This window comes from Salirhabdus salicampi (assembly GCF_024259515.1).
Classification (GTDB): Bacteria; Bacillota; Bacilli; order Bacillales; family Alkalibacillaceae; genus Salirhabdus_A; species Salirhabdus_A salicampi.
Genome location: NZ_JANBWE010000002.1, coordinates 215,664 through 230,762, shown reverse-complemented (window position 1 = coordinate 230,762; position 15,099 = coordinate 215,664). Strand labels below are relative to the sequence as shown.

Annotated in this window: 13 protein-coding genes; all 13 read left to right on the top strand. The window is 39.5% G+C overall.

The window, feature by feature from the left end; genetic code table 11:
• Positions 1-42: 42 nt before the first annotated feature.
• The 13 genes from mraZ (at position 43) to NLW78_RS07085 (ending at position 15,099) form a co-directional block, all read left to right on the top strand.
• Entirely contained in the window at positions 43-474 is a 432-nt protein-coding gene (gene mraZ / locus NLW78_RS07145; protein WP_254496370.1) for a division/cell wall cluster transcriptional repressor MraZ, read from the top strand.
• Between the two features lie 21 nt (positions 475-495).
• Positions 496-1,470: a 16S rRNA (cytosine(1402)-N(4))-methyltransferase RsmH gene (gene rsmH, locus NLW78_RS07140; protein ID WP_254496369.1), complete on the top strand. Its 975-nt coding sequence runs from the start codon at positions 496-498 to the stop codon at positions 1,468-1,470.
• Positions 1,471-1,472: 2 nt separating this feature from the next.
• Positions 1,473-1,850, top strand: coding sequence for a cell division protein FtsL (ftsL, locus tag NLW78_RS07135; protein WP_254496368.1), 378 nt, complete (start codon positions 1,473-1,475; stop codon positions 1,848-1,850).
• Between the two features lie 10 nt (positions 1,851-1,860).
• A complete protein-coding gene (locus tag NLW78_RS07130; RefSeq protein ID WP_254496367.1) occupies positions 1,861-4,047 on the top strand; it encodes a penicillin-binding protein in 2,187 nt (728 codons plus the stop codon).
• 82 nt (positions 4,048-4,129) lie between these two features.
• Positions 4,130-6,061 carry a stage V sporulation protein D gene (locus NLW78_RS07125; RefSeq protein WP_254496366.1) on the top strand — a complete coding sequence of 644 codons (1,932 nt, stop codon included), beginning with the start codon at positions 4,130-4,132 and terminating at the stop codon, positions 6,059-6,061.
• 67 nt (positions 6,062-6,128) lie between these two features.
• A complete protein-coding gene (locus tag NLW78_RS07120) occupies positions 6,129-7,607 on the top strand; it encodes a UDP-N-acetylmuramoyl-L-alanyl-D-glutamate--2,6-diaminopimelate ligase (RefSeq protein WP_254496365.1) in 1,479 nt (492 codons plus the stop codon).
• The gene (locus tag NLW78_RS07115; protein ID WP_367617661.1) at positions 7,604-8,965 is read left to right on the top strand and encodes a UDP-N-acetylmuramoyl-tripeptide--D-alanyl-D-alanine ligase; all 1,362 of its coding nucleotides are present in this window, start codon (positions 7,604-7,606) and stop codon (positions 8,963-8,965) included. Before NLW78_RS07120 ends, NLW78_RS07115 begins: the two co-directional genes overlap by 4 nt.
• A 28-nt stretch (positions 8,966-8,993) precedes the next feature.
• Positions 8,994-9,980 (top strand): phospho-N-acetylmuramoyl-pentapeptide-transferase, encoded by a 987-nt coding sequence (mraY, locus tag NLW78_RS07110; protein ID WP_254496364.1) that lies wholly within the window; start codon positions 8,994-8,996, stop codon positions 9,978-9,980.
• Positions 9,977-11,323 carry a UDP-N-acetylmuramoyl-L-alanine--D-glutamate ligase gene (gene murD, locus NLW78_RS07105; RefSeq protein WP_254496363.1) on the top strand — a complete coding sequence of 449 codons (1,347 nt, stop codon included), beginning with the start codon at positions 9,977-9,979 and terminating at the stop codon, positions 11,321-11,323. The genes mraY and murD overlap by 4 nt, the downstream gene beginning before the upstream one ends.
• Positions 11,324-11,371: 48 nt before the next feature.
• Entirely contained in the window at positions 11,372-12,481 is a 1,110-nt protein-coding gene (spoVE, locus tag NLW78_RS07100) for a stage V sporulation protein E (RefSeq protein ID WP_254496362.1), read from the top strand.
• Positions 12,482-12,606: 125 nt separating this feature from the next.
• Positions 12,607-13,524: a UDP-N-acetylmuramate dehydrogenase gene (gene murB, locus NLW78_RS07095; protein WP_254496361.1), complete on the top strand. Its 918-nt coding sequence runs from the start codon at positions 12,607-12,609 to the stop codon at positions 13,522-13,524.
• Between the two features lie 80 nt (positions 13,525-13,604).
• Positions 13,605-14,411: a cell division protein FtsQ/DivIB gene (locus NLW78_RS07090; protein ID WP_254496360.1), complete on the top strand. Its 807-nt coding sequence runs from the start codon at positions 13,605-13,607 to the stop codon at positions 14,409-14,411.
• Positions 14,395-15,099 (top strand): DUF881 domain-containing protein, encoded by a 705-nt coding sequence (locus NLW78_RS07085; protein WP_254496359.1) that lies wholly within the window; start codon positions 14,395-14,397, stop codon positions 15,097-15,099. Before NLW78_RS07090 ends, NLW78_RS07085 begins: the two co-directional genes overlap by 17 nt.

The window sequence follows — 15,099 nt, the reverse complement described above, 5'->3', positions numbered from 1 at the left end:
GGATTGTGGTAAACTGAAATCAGAAAGTGGGGGCGATGAAAAATGTTCATGGGGGAATTCCAACATAATATTGATACAAAAGGCCGTATCATAGTCCCTGCCAAGTTTCGAGAGGACTTAGGTGAGACGTTTGTCATTACCCGTGGCCTGGATAAATGTATATTTGGATATCCCATGAGTGAATGGCGTCTTTTAGAAGAGAAAATGAAAAAACTCCCCCTTACAAAAAAGGACGCCCGGGCTTTTACCCGATTCTTCTTCTCAGGTGCTGTTGAATGCGAAGTAGACAAGCAGGGAAGAATAAACATCCCATCGCCCCTTAGACATTATGCGGAATTAGATAAAGAGTGTGTAGTGATTGGTGTATCCAATCGCATAGAACTTTGGTCAAAAGAGAAATGGGGAAGTTATTTCGAGGAATCCGAGGAGTCTTTTGCCGAAATCGCTGAGAACATGATGGATTTTGACATATAAACGGTAAAAGCAGGTGAAAAAATGTTTGAACACTATAGTGTATTAAAAGAAGAAGTCATAGAAGGTCTACAGATAAAAGCGGATGGTACATATGTTGATTGCACTCTTGGTGGTGCAGGGCATTCGGAGGAGATTGCGAAAAGGTTAAACGAGCACGGGAAATTAATTGCCTTTGATCAAGACCTCCAAGCTTTACAACATGCGAAGGAACGGCTAAAAGCATATGAAGATCGTTGCATATTCGTTCATGCGAACTTTAGACAATTAAAAGAAAAACTTTCCGAGCTTAACATTACCGATGTAGACGGCGTGTTATTTGATTTAGGTGTTTCGAGTCCACAACTAGATCAAAAAGAGCGTGGTTTTAGTTACCAGCAAAATGCACCATTAGATATGCGTATGAATCAGACGGAATCATTTACAGCATATGACCTCGTAAACGATTGGCCGTATGAAAAATTAGTGAAAATCTTTTTTACATATGGTGAAGAAAAGTTTTCGAAACAAGTGGCTAGAAAAATTGAACAACGCCGAGCAGAGAAACCGATTGAAACGACCGATGAGCTTGTTGACATTATTAAGGAAGGGATACCTGCTGCGGCACGACGTAAGGGTGGACACCCGGCAAAGCGAATCTTCCAAGCCATTCGAATTGCAGTAAATGACGAGCTAAACGTATTTCGTGACGCGCTTCATCAGGCTGCAGAAGTGACCTCTATTGGCGGTCGAATTGCAGTGATTACATTTCACTCATTAGAGGATCGTATTTGTAAGCAGTCAATGAAGAAATGGACAACACCGCCTCCGGTGCCAAAAGAAATTCCGGTTTTACCGGATGAAATATCACCACCGTTTACATTAGTGTCACGAAAACCGATTCAACCTTCGCAACAAGAGTTGGATGAAAATCGCAGATCACGATCCGCAAAACTGCGAATCGTCGAGAAAATAAAACCGTGGGATGAACAATTTCGGTTAGATGAGAGGAGAAATTAATTATGGCGTCAATGTATGCAAGAAAGTTAGAGCATGAGCACATTGAGGGTAGACAGCAAGAGCGCAGACAAAAGGAACAAGTTCAAGTAAAAGTAGAAAAGAAGCGTTGGGTTACCCGTGGGGAAAAAGTGTTGTATACAGTTTTCGTAGGATTTCTTGTCGTTGCGTCTGTCTTAATCGTCTCTTATTCATCTACATTAGATTCAGTAAATCGTGATATCCAAGACTTAGAAAAACAAGTACAACAACAAGAAGAGCGAAATGGTATGTTAACAGCAGAGGTTAAAGCTTTAAGTGAGCCCAGCCGCATCATAAACATTGCAAAAGAACATGGGCTAAACATTAAAAATGGACAAGTTGAATTAGCGAAAATACGCTAAGGTGAATAGGATGAAAAAATTAAAAACGACGAATGTAATGGCTATTGCGCTAATGTTACTGTTCATCCTCGTGTTTGTCGTTATGTTTTGGCGGCTCGTTTACATTCAAGCAACCGGGAATGTACAAGGGGTCGATCTACAAAAGTGGGCTGAAAAACAAAGATCAGCTTCCTATACGTTAGAGGCGGAACGGGGAAAAATATTAGATCGTACTGGCATGGTATTAGCAGATAACCGACCATCTTATCGCATGTATGCTATTATTGACGAATCATATTCTGTGAATTCTATGGAGCCATTGCATGTTACCGATTTGGAGGCAACAGCAAAGCAACTGGCTCCTTTTTTAAATATGTCGTCGTCGGCTATTTATCAAAAGTTGAACCAGGATGAATTGTTCCAGGTCGAATTTGGTCCAAACGGACGTGATTTATCAAATGATGTTCGTGAACAAATTGAAAACCTGGATTTACCTGGAATCTACTTTATGAAAGAACCTAAACGGTATTATCCAAACGGGACATTTGCTTCTCATGTCATCGGGTTTACACAAAAAAACGATGACGGTTATGAAGGGATTATGGGGATTGAAAAGTCCCAAGAGGAGTGGCTGAAAGGTACCGACGGATTTGTAACGTTTAAACGGGATAACTACACTTATAAGCTATTAAATCCAGATGAAGTGGTACAAAATCCTGAACATGGTGCGGATGTTTATTTAACCCTTGATCAGAAAATCCAAACTTTTTTGGAAGATGCAATGGATCATGTGCAAGCACAGTATGAACCGGAACGAATGATGGCCGTTGTGATGAACCCAAAAACTGGAGAAGTGCTTGCTATGAGTAATCGCCCCAGCTTCAACCCGAATGACCGTGAAGGGTTAAAAAACTGGTATAACGATGTTATCGCATATCCTTTTGAACCAGGATCTACGATGAAGATTTTTACGTTAGCGGCAGCCATCGATTCCGATCACTACGATGGTGAAGAAGAATATCAGTCTGGTAATTATAAGATTCTGGACAATACGAAGGCGATACATGACCATAAGCGTCAAGGGTGGGGAGAAATCACTTACAATGAAGGAGTACAACGATCATCGAACGTAGCTTTTGCGAAACTCGTTTGGGAAAAGATGGGCACTGATATGTTTCGCCAATATTTGACCCGCTTTCAATTGGACCAACCAACGAACATTGATATCGCTGGTGAACGGACTGGGAAAATCTTATATGACTGGCCTATTGAAAAGGTGACGACAGCGTTTGGACAAGGTTCTACATTGACACCAATGCAAATAATGAAGGCAGCTACAGCGATTGCAAATAACGGAAAAATGATGCAACCCTATGTTATTTCGAAACTTGTTGAACAAGAAACAGGAGAAGTCATACAACAATCTGAACCTCAAGTAGTAGGAACTCCGATATCATCTTCCACCGCCAAGGAAGTTATGGACTTACTAGAGACTGTCGTGACTTCGGAAGTTGGAACGGGACAAAGATATCAACTTGAGGGCTATTCAGTAGCAGGAAAAACCGGAACGGCTCAAATTCCTGATCCAGAAGGAGGCGGTTACCTAATCGGTGATGAAAACTACGTGTTCTCATTTTTAGGGGTCGCTCCAAAGGAAGAACCGGAACTCATGATGTACATTGCTGTTAAACAACCGAACTTAGAGAAAAATGAACATGGATCTCAACCTGTTTCATACATCTTCCGGACGGTAATGGAAAATAGTCTTCATTACTTAAATATAGTTCCGGAAAAAGAATCAGCAGCATTGGATTGGTCGCCTATTATATTGTCAGATTATGAAGGAAAAACGGTAGATAAAGTGAGAGATGATTTGTTAAGTAAAAATGTGAAGGTGACTGTTATAGGTGACGGAAATAAAGTGAAAAGTATGGTGCCAAAAGGAGAGACCGAAGTTCTTCCTGGAAGTCATGTTATGGTTTTAACAAATGGTAATCCGACAATGCCGGATATGACGAATTGGTCATTAAGGGAAGTGTTAATGCTAGGCGAACTAGTCAATGCAAAAACCGACTATATTGGTTCTGGCTTTGTAACAAAGCAAAACGTACCTGCTAGTTCACGTATTGAAGAAGGTCAATATATTGTTGTGGAATTAACCCCTCCAGAAACTGAAGAACGTCGGGATGAAGAGGGACACGACACTGATATAGAGTAGGATGTATGTTTAGGCAGTGTTCTATTTCGTTATATCGCATCATATAGTGATACAAGCCTATTAAGACTGAAGGTGATGAAGCATGAAACGTGTATCACAAGTAACGGTGCGTAAACGATTAGTCACTGTCTTCCTCTTTGCTCTCGTATTCTTTATTATTATGTGTATTCGATTAGGGTATGTTCAATTTGTAATTGGAAACATGTTAGCAGATAAAGCGGAGGAATTGTGGAGCAGAGATATTCCGCTGGAACCTGAACGGGGGAAAATATTGGATCGTAATGGGGAAGTGCTCGCAGAAAACGTGTCAGCCCCTTCTGTAGTCGTCGTACCTCGACAAATTCCAAACCCTCAAGAGACTGCAGAAAAACTAGCCTCTGTTCTCAATATGTCAGTAGAAAAGGCTTATGAGAATGTTACAAAACAAGCTTCTGTACATCGAATACACCCTGAAGGACGAAAGCTTAGCGAGGAACAAGTAACGAAGATTCAGGAATTAAATATGCCAGGGGTATATATCGCTGAGGATTCAAAACGGCACTATCCTCACGGATCTTACTTATCTCACGTACTTGGTTTTACCGGAATTGATAACCAAGGATTAGCTGGCATGGAATTGTATTATGATGAGAAATTAAAAGGACAAAAAGGTTCGCTATCATTCTTTTCAGACGCTAAAGGAAAGAAGCTAACAGACATGGCTGAATATTATAACCCTCCAACAGACGGGTTAAATTTAAGGTTAACCATTGATGAACGAGTGCAAACGATTATTGAAAGAGAACTTAATTTAGCAGAATCAAAGTATAATCCAGATGGAGCGTTAGCCATTGCAATGGACCCTGATACTGGGGAGATATTGGCAATGTCCAGTCGCCCAACTTTCCACCCGTCAAATTATCGGGAAGTAAGTGCAGAAGTATATAACCGTAACCTGCCAGTTTGGAGTACATATGAACCAGGTTCAACGTTTAAGATCATAACATTAGCAGCGTCTTTAGAAGAAGGAATTGTTGATTTAGAAGAAGATGAGTTTTACGATAAAGGTTCGATTGAAGTTGGTGGAGCCCATTTACGTTGCTGGCGTAAAGGGGGGCATGGGCAACAAAGCTATCTAGAGGTTGTCCAAAATTCCTGTAACCCTGGTTTTGTAACCCTTGGGGAAAAATTAGGGAAGAACAAACTGTTTTCATATATTGATAAGTTTGGTTTTGGAGAAAAAACGGGAATTGATCTACATGGGGAAGGAAAAGGGATTTTATTTGACCTTGAAAATGTTGGTCCTGTAGAACTGGCAACGACTGCTTTCGGTCAAGGGGTCTCCGTTACACCAATTCAACAAGTGTCGGCAGTTGCAGCTGCGGTTAACGGGGGTTATTTATATCAACCGTATATTGCGAAGGAACTAGTCAATCCAGTGAGTGGTGAAGTTGTGGAGGAAACAGAACCGACATTAAAAAGTCGTGTCATATCTTCGGAAACTTCTAAACAAATTCGGTATGCTCTTGAAAGTGTAGTAGCTAAAGGGACCGGTCGTGGGGCATATGTTGAAGGTTATCGGGTCGGCGGCAAAACAGGTACGGCTCAAAAAGTAGGAGAAGATGGGCAATATATGGATAATAACCATATTGTATCTTTTATCGGATTTGCTCCCGCCGATGACCCAGAACTAGTGGTTTATTTAGCTATTGATAATCCAAAAAATACCGTCCAGTTTGGTGGTGTTGTAGCAGCACCTATCGTTGGAACGATTATGGAAGATAGTTTGCGAGCTTTAGGAGTAGAAGAGCGTAAAGATGGGCTTGATAAAGAATATCAGTGGCCGGATCAGCCAACTGTTGAGGTGCCGAATTTAGTTGGTTTATCAACAAAAGAAATTCAACAATATTTGACCAACTTGCAAATTGAGGCAGTGGGTGATGGAGAATACATTATTGAGCAATCTCCGAAGCCTGGTACAAAAGTTGTGCAAGGATCGAAGGTGCGTATATTACTAGGGAAAAATAATGAATAACACTTATCGTCTCCAGACCCTTGTTTTGTTATAATAAAAATAATGTTAGCAATAAGGGGCTATATATATGAAATTAAATCAACTTTTCTCTAAATATAAATTTTATAAAACAACAAACCCAATTGAAGATATAGTTGTACATGGAATTGAAAAGGATTCCCGACAGGTGAAGGAAGGGGATTTGTTCATCTGTATTAAAGGTTATACAGTAGACGGTCATCATTTCGTAAATCAAGCCGTTGAGAATGGAGCATGTGCAATTGTTGCAGAGCGCCCTATTCATGCTAATGTTCCAGTAATTTACGTGTCAAATACAACAAAAACATTGGCTTATTTAGCAAATCAATATTATGACCATCCATCGCGTGACCTTCGTTTAATTGGAATAACAGGAACAAATGGAAAAACAACGATGACGTATTTGCTAGATGAAATCTTTCGTCATTATGAGGAGAAAACAGGGGTCATTGGAACAATCCAAATGAAAATAGGGGACGAAATCATTCCCGTGAAAAATACAACTCCTGATGCTTTATTTTTACAAAAGAGCTTCCGGGAAATGGTGGATAATAATGTATCTACAGCTATTATGGAAGTGTCCTCTCACGCTTTAGATATGGGGAGAGTTTACGGAAGCGACTATGACATAGCTGTTTACACAAACTTGTCTCAAGACCATCTAGACTACCATCGCAGTATGGAAGACTATTTACGTGCAAAAACCCTCCTGTTTTCTCAGTTAGGAAACCATTATACTGGTAGGCCAAAGTTTGCTGTAGTAAATGTAGATGATCCTTATCACGACACATTTAGCAAGAGCACCCCGTATGAGGTTCTAACATATGGAATTAAGGAGGTTGCTGATGTTAGGGGTGTAGATATTTCGTTAACGGCGAAAGGTTCTTCCTTTACGATGGAGACGCCAAAGGGGAATGTACAAATAAATAGCCCTCTTCCTGGTGAATTTAGCGTCTATAACATGTTGGCGGCTACCGCTACTGCGTTGTGTGCTGATATACCATTACATATTATAAAAGCAAGTTTAGAAACAACAAACGGTGTGCCGGGACGTTTTGAAACTGTCGATGAAGGACAGGAATTTGGTGTAATTGTAGATTATGCACACACTCCAGACTCATTGGAAAATGTGTTAAAAACAATCGGTCATTTTGTGGAAGGGAAAGTCTATGTTGTCGTTGGGTGCGGTGGTGACCGTGATAAAACGAAACGTCCACAAATGGCGAAAGTTGCAACTGATATTGCTGACGTTGCTATATTTACGTCCGATAACCCAAGAACCGAAGATCCGAAAAATATTTTAAACGATATGGTCGAAGGAATAACGAATGAAAATTACGTCGTTGAACAAGACCGCAAAAAAGCAATAGAGCTTGCGATCAAATCAGCCAATCAAGGTGATGTTGTGCTCGTTGCTGGTAAAGGACATGAAACATATCAAGAAATTGGAAAAGAACGGCTTCCCTTTAACGATCGACTTGTGGCACAAGAAGCAATAAAAGCCAAATTAAAGGAGAATCCTAAATGATGAAATTTACAACAAATTGGCTAGTGAAATTTTTTCCAAAATATAAAGGGATCGTTAGGGATGATATGGCGATTCAAGAAATATATATTGATAGTAGACAGCGTGTTCAGGCGGGTTTATTCATCCCGATTATTGGTGAAAAATTTAATGGGCATCACTTTATAAAAGAAGTGGTTGAAAATGGAGCTGTTGCCGCACTTTGGCAAAAAGATGAAGATATACCATCCTTTCTACCTGATGACTTTCCGTTATTTTTTGTAGACGATACAACATCAGCATTGCAATCTTTAGCAACCCATTATCGTGATGAAGTAAACCCAATTGTTATCGGAGTTACAGGTTCAAACGGTAAAACGACAACGAAAGACTTGTTTGCAACAGTGTTTCGTGAAAAATACAAAACATATAGCACAAAAGGGAATTTCAATAATCATATTGGACTCCCCCTTACTATATTACAGATGCAAAGAGATACTGAATGTTTAATTCTCGAAATGGGGATGAATCATTTTGGCGAAATTGAAAGGTTAACGAAGATTGCAAAACCGAACGTAGCTGTTATTACGAATATTGGTGAATCTCACATTGAACATTTAGGCTCAAGAGAGGGAATTGCGCAGGCCAAAAGTGAAATTGCGAAAGGTTTGCACCGTGACGGACTATTAATTGTAGATGGCGACGAACCATTATTAAAGCCGATCATTCAAAAATATCATTCCATTACAGTCGGCTTTGAAGCAGGTAATGACTACCGAATTCACGATGTTCATGTATTAGGTGAACAAACCGACTTCACAGTTAACGGCTTAACATTTTCTATATCGTTGCTCGGTAAGCATCATGCGAAAAATTCCTCTTTTGTTATAGCTGCTGCCCAACAATATGGAATTATTTATGAAAAAATAAAAAAAGCATTAGAACATGTTGAAATGACAGGAATGCGTTTTGAACAAATAAGGCTAAACAGCGGCACAACACTTATTAATGATGCGTACAATGCTTCGCCAACATCGATGATAGCATCTATCGACGTTGTAAAGGAAATGAATGCCCAGCGTAAAATAGTCGTGCTAGGAGATATGTTTGAATTAGGTGAGCATACGAAGGAATTACATAAATCAGTAGCACCTTATATTACAGATCCGATCACCTCCCTGTATACGATAGGTGAAGCCAGTAAAGAGATAGGGAAATGGCTCGAAGAAAACGAAGTGAATATTCCTGTTTATAGTTTTACTGAGAAGGATGAGCTTGAAAAAGCGCTGCGGAAAGAATTAATCGACAACACAATCATACTATTTAAAGCATCTCGGGGAATGAAATTAGAATCAATTATACAACGGTTGACAAAGGACTAGTACCCGCAGTTTAAAGGAGGAACAAATAATGTCTCAACATATCTTATTCTTAACGATGATCGTTTCCTTCCTCATTACGGTTTTACTTTCACCTATTATGATACCTTTTTTACGAAGATTAAAGTTCGGTCAAAGTATACGGGAGGAAGGTCCTCAATCGCATCAAAAGAAAGCAGGAACCCCAACGATGGGGGGAATTATGATTCTTATTTCAGTGTTGTTAACAACGCTGTTTATTACATCCCGTTATAGCACAGAGCCGTTAGGGTTTGAAGTGTATATTGTGTTATGGGTCGTAATCGGATACGGTATCCTCGGCTTTTTAGATGATTTTATAAAAATCGTAAAAAAGCGAAACTTAGGACTTACTTCTAAACAAAAACTACTAGGACAACTCATTATTGCCGTCACGGTTTACTTTGTTTTAAAAGAACAAGGCTTCTCAACACTCGTAAACTTACCAGGTACTGATTGGTATGTTGATTTAGGTGTTGGTTACGCGGTTTTCATCTTATTGATTCTAGTCGGAGCATCTAACGCCGTTAATTTAACTGACGGTTTAGATGGTTTACTAGCAGGCACAGCAGCTGTTGCATTTGGTGCATTTGCCATTTTAGCTTGGCATGGTATACCACAGTACAACGTTTCGATTTTCTCAATAGCAGTTGTTGGTGCATTGTTAGGCTTTCTCGTCTTTAATGCCCACCCAGCAAAAGTGTTTATGGGAGATACAGGGTCATTAGCACTAGGTGGAGCAATTGGCATTGTCGCCATCCTGACAAAATTAGAAATATTGCTTGTCATTATTGGTGGTGTATTTGTGATTGAAACGTTATCTGTTATTATTCAAGTTATAGCTTTTAAAACGACGGGGAAACGAGTGTTTCGTATGAGTCCTCTTCATCACCATTATGAATTACTAGGTTGGTCAGAGTGGCGTGTTGTAGCAACCTTTTGGGTAGTAGGTATTTTATTTGCAGCACTAGGTATTTATATTGAGGTGTGGTTATCGTGAAAACATTACAAAACTTTCCTTATAAACGGGTGCTCGTCCTCGGTCTCGCGAAAAGTGGAGAGGCAGCAGCCCGTATTCTTTTTGAACATGGTAAAAACGTGATAGTAAATGACATAAAGCGATTAGATGAAAATCCGATAGCAAAACAGTTAAAACAAATGGGAATTGAAGTGATTACGGGCTCACACCCTCTACATGTGTTAGACAATGTGGAAGTCGTTGTGAAAAATCCCGGTATACCATATGACAATGTAATCGTTTCGGAGGCGCAAAAACGAAATATACCAATCGTGACAGAAATCGAGCTTGCCGGTCTTTTAGCGGAAGGGCCGATTATCGGCATTACTGGATCGAATGGAAAGACGACAACGACAACCTTAATCCATGAAATGTTACAAGAAAGTGGTATAAAAGCAAGGTTGGCAGGGAATATTGGAATGGTTGCATCAGAGGTCGCTCAAACGACAACTAAGGATGAAGTACTTGTGATGGAACTATCTTCGTTCCAATTACTCGGAACAGAACAGTTTCATCCAAAAGTGTCTGTCTTTTTAAACTTATATGAAGCTCATTTGGATTATCATAAAACGATGGATCATTATGCAAATGCAAAAGCAAAAATCTTCGCGAATCAAACGGAAGGTGACTATATTGTTTATAATCAAGATGATTCAAAAGTCCGAACAATGGTAACCAATGCAACTGCAGAGAAAGTCCCTTTTTCAAGTAAAGAACGTATGAATCGTGGGGCTTTCTTTGACGGGAATACCCTTTATTACGATGAAACCCCAATAGTAAATATCGATGAGGTAAAAATGGTCGGTCAGCACCAATACGAAAATATGCTAGCAGCTATTGCTGCTTCAGTAGTAAGTGGTGCCCGCCTTGATGCCATCCGGAACGTATTACGCCGGTTTAATGGCGTTTCTCACCGACTTCAATTTGTGAGAAGTATCAATAATAGGAAGTTTTATAATGATTCGAAAGCAACCAATATATTAGCAACAACAAAGGCATTATCAGCTTTTGATGCTCCAGTCATCTTGTTGGCAGGTGGTTTAGACCGAGGGAATGATTTTGACCCTATCATCCCTTCGTTACAACAGGTAAAAGCTGTCGTTCTATTTGGCCAAACTGCCCCTAAATTAGCGGAAGCAGCTAAAAAAGCTGGTATACGTGAAATTATATATGTTAATAATGTAAAGCAGGCTGTAAATGAAGCTTATGCAATTTCCTCAGAACATGATGTTATTTTATTATCACCGGCATGTGCTAGTTGGGATCAATATACATCATTTGAAGAACGTGGTGACATGTTTATGGATGAGGTGCATAAATTGTAGTAAGGGCTTGTTTTATTTGCCCATCGTTTTTCATCGGGGGGTGGTCAATTGAGGAAGCAAGGGAACAAATTAACGACGCCAGACTTTACACTGTTGGCAGTAATTTTTGCTTTGCTCATCATTGGCGTAATTATGGTTTATAGTTCATCGGCGGTATGGTCGGCATATAAATTTGATGATCCGTTCTTTTATGCGAAGCGTCAACTTCTTTTTGCATTTGCTGGTTTAACTGCTATGTATATTATGATGAATATACCGTACGCAAAATGGAAAGAACATTCGAACGTTATATTGATTGTTTGTTTTATTTTATTAATTGCGGTTCTCATTCCGGGTATTGGAGTTGTTAGGGGAGGAGCAAGAAGTTGGATCGGCGTTGGTGCATTTAGCATCCAACCTTCTGAGTTCATGAAACTAGGTCTCATTATATTTTTAGCGAAAATACTATCAGAACGCCAAAAATATATTACTTCATTAAAACAAGGTTTCTTACCGGCGTTAATGCTCATATTCGTACCCTTTGGCCTTATTATGCTTCAGCCAGATTTAGGGACAGGCGTTGTATTAGTGGGAACGTGTTTTATTATGCTATTTGTTGCTGGAGCACGTATTTCTCATTTTACAGGATTAGCATTTATCGGTTTAGCAGGTTTTGTCGGCCTGATTGCTTCAGCGCCATACCGTATAAATCGGATTAAGGCGTTTTTAAATCCATGGGAAGACCCGCTGGGTGATGGGTTTCAAATTATCCAATCATTGTATGCGATTGGACCTGGTGGATTAATGGGCCTTGGCTTAGGGCAGAGTTTGCAGAAGTTCTTTTACTTACCTGAGCCCCAGACTGATTTTATTTTTGCCATTTTAGCAGAAGAACTAGGATTTATAGGTGGTTCTTTTGTCATTTTACTCTTTTTCGTGTTTATGTGGCGTGGCATAAGGGTATCGATTCATGCACCTGATTTATTTTCAAGTTTATTAGCGTTAGGTATCGTCGGTATGATTATTGTCCAAGTGTTTATTAATGTTAGTGTTGTAATTGGTTTAATTCCAGTTACGGGGATTACCCTGCCTTTTTTAAGTTATGGAGGATCCTCTTTAACGCTCACGCTCCTTTCAGCGGGCATATTACTAAATATTAGCCGGTATGCAAAAATGTAACCCTGAACTGTCAGGGTTTTTTTTATGGAAAGTTCGAAAGTACTGGTCACAAAAGGTTGGAAACAATGATAAAATAATCATTAGGCTATCCTTAAGATACACACATGGTTAAGGAGGAATTTTACATGGAACAAGTGAAACAAAAGCTAATTGATCTGAATATAGGTACTGTTAAAATAGATGAACCACTTTTAAAACATACAACAATGAAAATTGGTGGACCTGCTGATTTATTTATTGAACCTAACGGCATTGATGAGTTGAAAACGGCGTTAAAGATATTAAAAGAGAAGCAAATCCCAATACGTGTTATCGGTAGGGGTTCAAACCTGCTTATTGATGACCAGGGCATTCGTGGTGCAGTTATTAAAATGGGAACAGGAATGGATCACATAGAAGAAAAAGACAACGATGTCATTCGTGTTGGCGCAGGATATCCGTTAGTAAAGCTGGCTACTATTATGAGTAGGCAAGGTAAACGAGGTCTAGCTTTTGCAGGGGGTATTCCAGGAAGTGTTGGGGGAGCGGTTTATATGAATGCTGGCGCTCACGGTTCAGACGTTTCTAACATTTTAACAAAGGCCCATATTTTATTCCCGGATGGAGAGTTAAAGTGGTTGACGAATAAAGACATGGAATTTTCATACCGTACCTCTGTCCTCCAACAAAGACGAAAAGGCTATTGTGTAGAAGCGGAGTTTCAACTTGAAACAGGGGATAAAGAATCGATTATAAAAGAAATGAAGCATTATAAAGATTATCGTCGTGAAACACAGCCCTGGAACAACCCTTGTGCGGGAAGTATCTTTCGCAATCCATTACCACAATACGCTGGACAGCTAGTTGAAAAGGCTGGGTTAAAAGGCTACAAAATTGGTGGGGCGAAAATATCAGACCTTCATGGAAACTTTATTGTTAATGAAGGGGATGCAACCTTCCAAGATGTAATGGAACTCATTCAATTTATCCAAAAAACCATTTGGGATAAATTTGAGGTGAAAATGAATACAGAAGTTGAAATTGTGAAACAAGACGAAGCATAGTTTCAAAAACATTGTAAGCTATGCATGGTATACTTTACTGAAGTCCGAATGTAAATAAATGGTGGCTAGGGGTAATATGTATGGCAAAGAAAAAAGTTGTCTCCATTGAGGAACGAATACCTAAACTAAAACAAGCTCGTAAAAAGAAAGCGAATCGAAGGTTAATCTTTTATTTATCCCTATTTTTTCTTTTGATTAGTATTATTACGTACTTACAATCGCCTCTGAGTCATGTCAAACATTTTGAAGTCGAAGGCAATTACTTTATTACCGATGGAGAGGTATTAGCTGAAAGCCAACTCACGACAGAATATAATATATGGCAAATAGATTTTCAAACGATTGAGCGTAACATCTTGAAGCATCCTGAAATTAAACAAGCTACCGTTACACGGAAATTTCCTAGAACCGTTCAAATTGAATTAGAAGAGTATATTCGTGTCGGCTACGTAAAAGAAGGAGATCGTTTTTATCCCATCTTGGAAAACGGGGAACGATTATTAAACCAGCAAAATGACATACCGAAAGGGGACGCACCAGTTTTAATCGGATGGAATAACGATACGTACCTCGTTGAAATGACGGATGAATTGAGAGGGTTAGAACCTAGTATTGCGAGTCAAATTTCAGAGATTCATTGGCTTAACGATGAAACAAACCCATATAAAATAAGGTTATTTATGATGAACGGTCAGGAGGTTGTTGCTTCTATACGTAATTTTGCACAAAAGATGGGGGTATACCCTTCTATTATCGCCAAGCTAAAACCTGAACAAAGAGGAGTTGTTCATATAGATGTCGGAGCTTTTTTCATTCCGTATGAACGTGACTCAGAAGAACTGCAAGACGTTTCTGGGGAGGAACAGGTAAATGAGAGTGAAAGGTAAACACGTTATCTACTCTTTCATTTTGCTCGTTTCTGGTTTTTTAGCTGCATATAGCTTCCAAATGACAAAAGACCGAAATCAACTTATGGATATGCCAGATGATGCATTAACAAAGGACTATTTTTATCGTGAAGAGCTAAACAAAACAGAAGAGAAAAATAATGAGTTAAGGGATAAGTTGGCGCAGTTAAAAAAGGAAATTACTGAATTAGAGGAACAGTTAGGAGAGGAACAAGAAGCACTGACGAAGTATATTGACGATAAACGCTTGTTAGAGCGGCTTACTGGTGAAGTACCTGTAAAAGGCCCAGGAATATCAGTTACGCTGGAAGATGCGGAATACGTTCCATCAGATAACTCCATTAATGACTACATTGTACACGATCGCCATATTTTAAAGGTCATTCATGAACTTTCTTCATCGGGAGCAGTAGCAATTGCTATTAACGGTCAACGCCTCTATAAAGATAGTTTTCTATCCTGTGTAGGTCCTGTTATTTCTGTAGATGGAATCAAACATCCTGCTCCTTTTGTCATAAGTGCAATTGGGGACCCTGAGGTGCTTTCTGCTAGTGTACAAGCTCAGAACGGAGTAGTATATGAGCTTGTAAGCGAGAATGTAGAGGTAACGGTACAAACGAAAGAATCAATAGAAATGAATACTCGTGACACCGTTGAAAGGTGGTAA

Bases quoted from the DNA above. Each gene is read 5' to 3' on its own strand.
- mraZ (WP_254496370.1), top strand. From the start codon at position 43: ATGTTCATGGGGGAATTCCAACATAATATTGATACAAAAGGCCGTATC.
- NLW78_RS07090 (WP_254496360.1), top strand. From the start codon at position 13,605: ATGGCAAAGAAAAAAGTTGTCTCCATTGAGGAACGAATACCTAAACTA.
- rsmH (WP_254496369.1), top strand. From the start codon at position 496: ATGTTTGAACACTATAGTGTATTAAAAGAAGAAGTCATAGAAGGTCTA.
- NLW78_RS07125 (WP_254496366.1), top strand. From the start codon at position 4,130: ATGAAACGTGTATCACAAGTAACGGTGCGTAAACGATTAGTCACTGTC.
- ftsL (WP_254496368.1), top strand. From the start codon at position 1,473: ATGGCGTCAATGTATGCAAGAAAGTTAGAGCATGAGCACATTGAGGGT.
- NLW78_RS07085 (WP_254496359.1), top strand. From the start codon at position 14,395: ATGAGAGTGAAAGGTAAACACGTTATCTACTCTTTCATTTTGCTCGTT.
- mraY (WP_254496364.1), top strand. From the start codon at position 8,994: ATGTCTCAACATATCTTATTCTTAACGATGATCGTTTCCTTCCTCATT.
- NLW78_RS07115 (WP_367617661.1), top strand. From the start codon at position 7,604: ATGATGAAATTTACAACAAATTGGCTAGTGAAATTTTTTCCAAAATAT.
- NLW78_RS07120 (WP_254496365.1), top strand. From the start codon at position 6,129: ATGAAATTAAATCAACTTTTCTCTAAATATAAATTTTATAAAACAACA.
- NLW78_RS07130 (WP_254496367.1), top strand. From the start codon at position 1,861: ATGAAAAAATTAAAAACGACGAATGTAATGGCTATTGCGCTAATGTTA.
- murB (WP_254496361.1), top strand. From the start codon at position 12,607: ATGGAACAAGTGAAACAAAAGCTAATTGATCTGAATATAGGTACTGTT.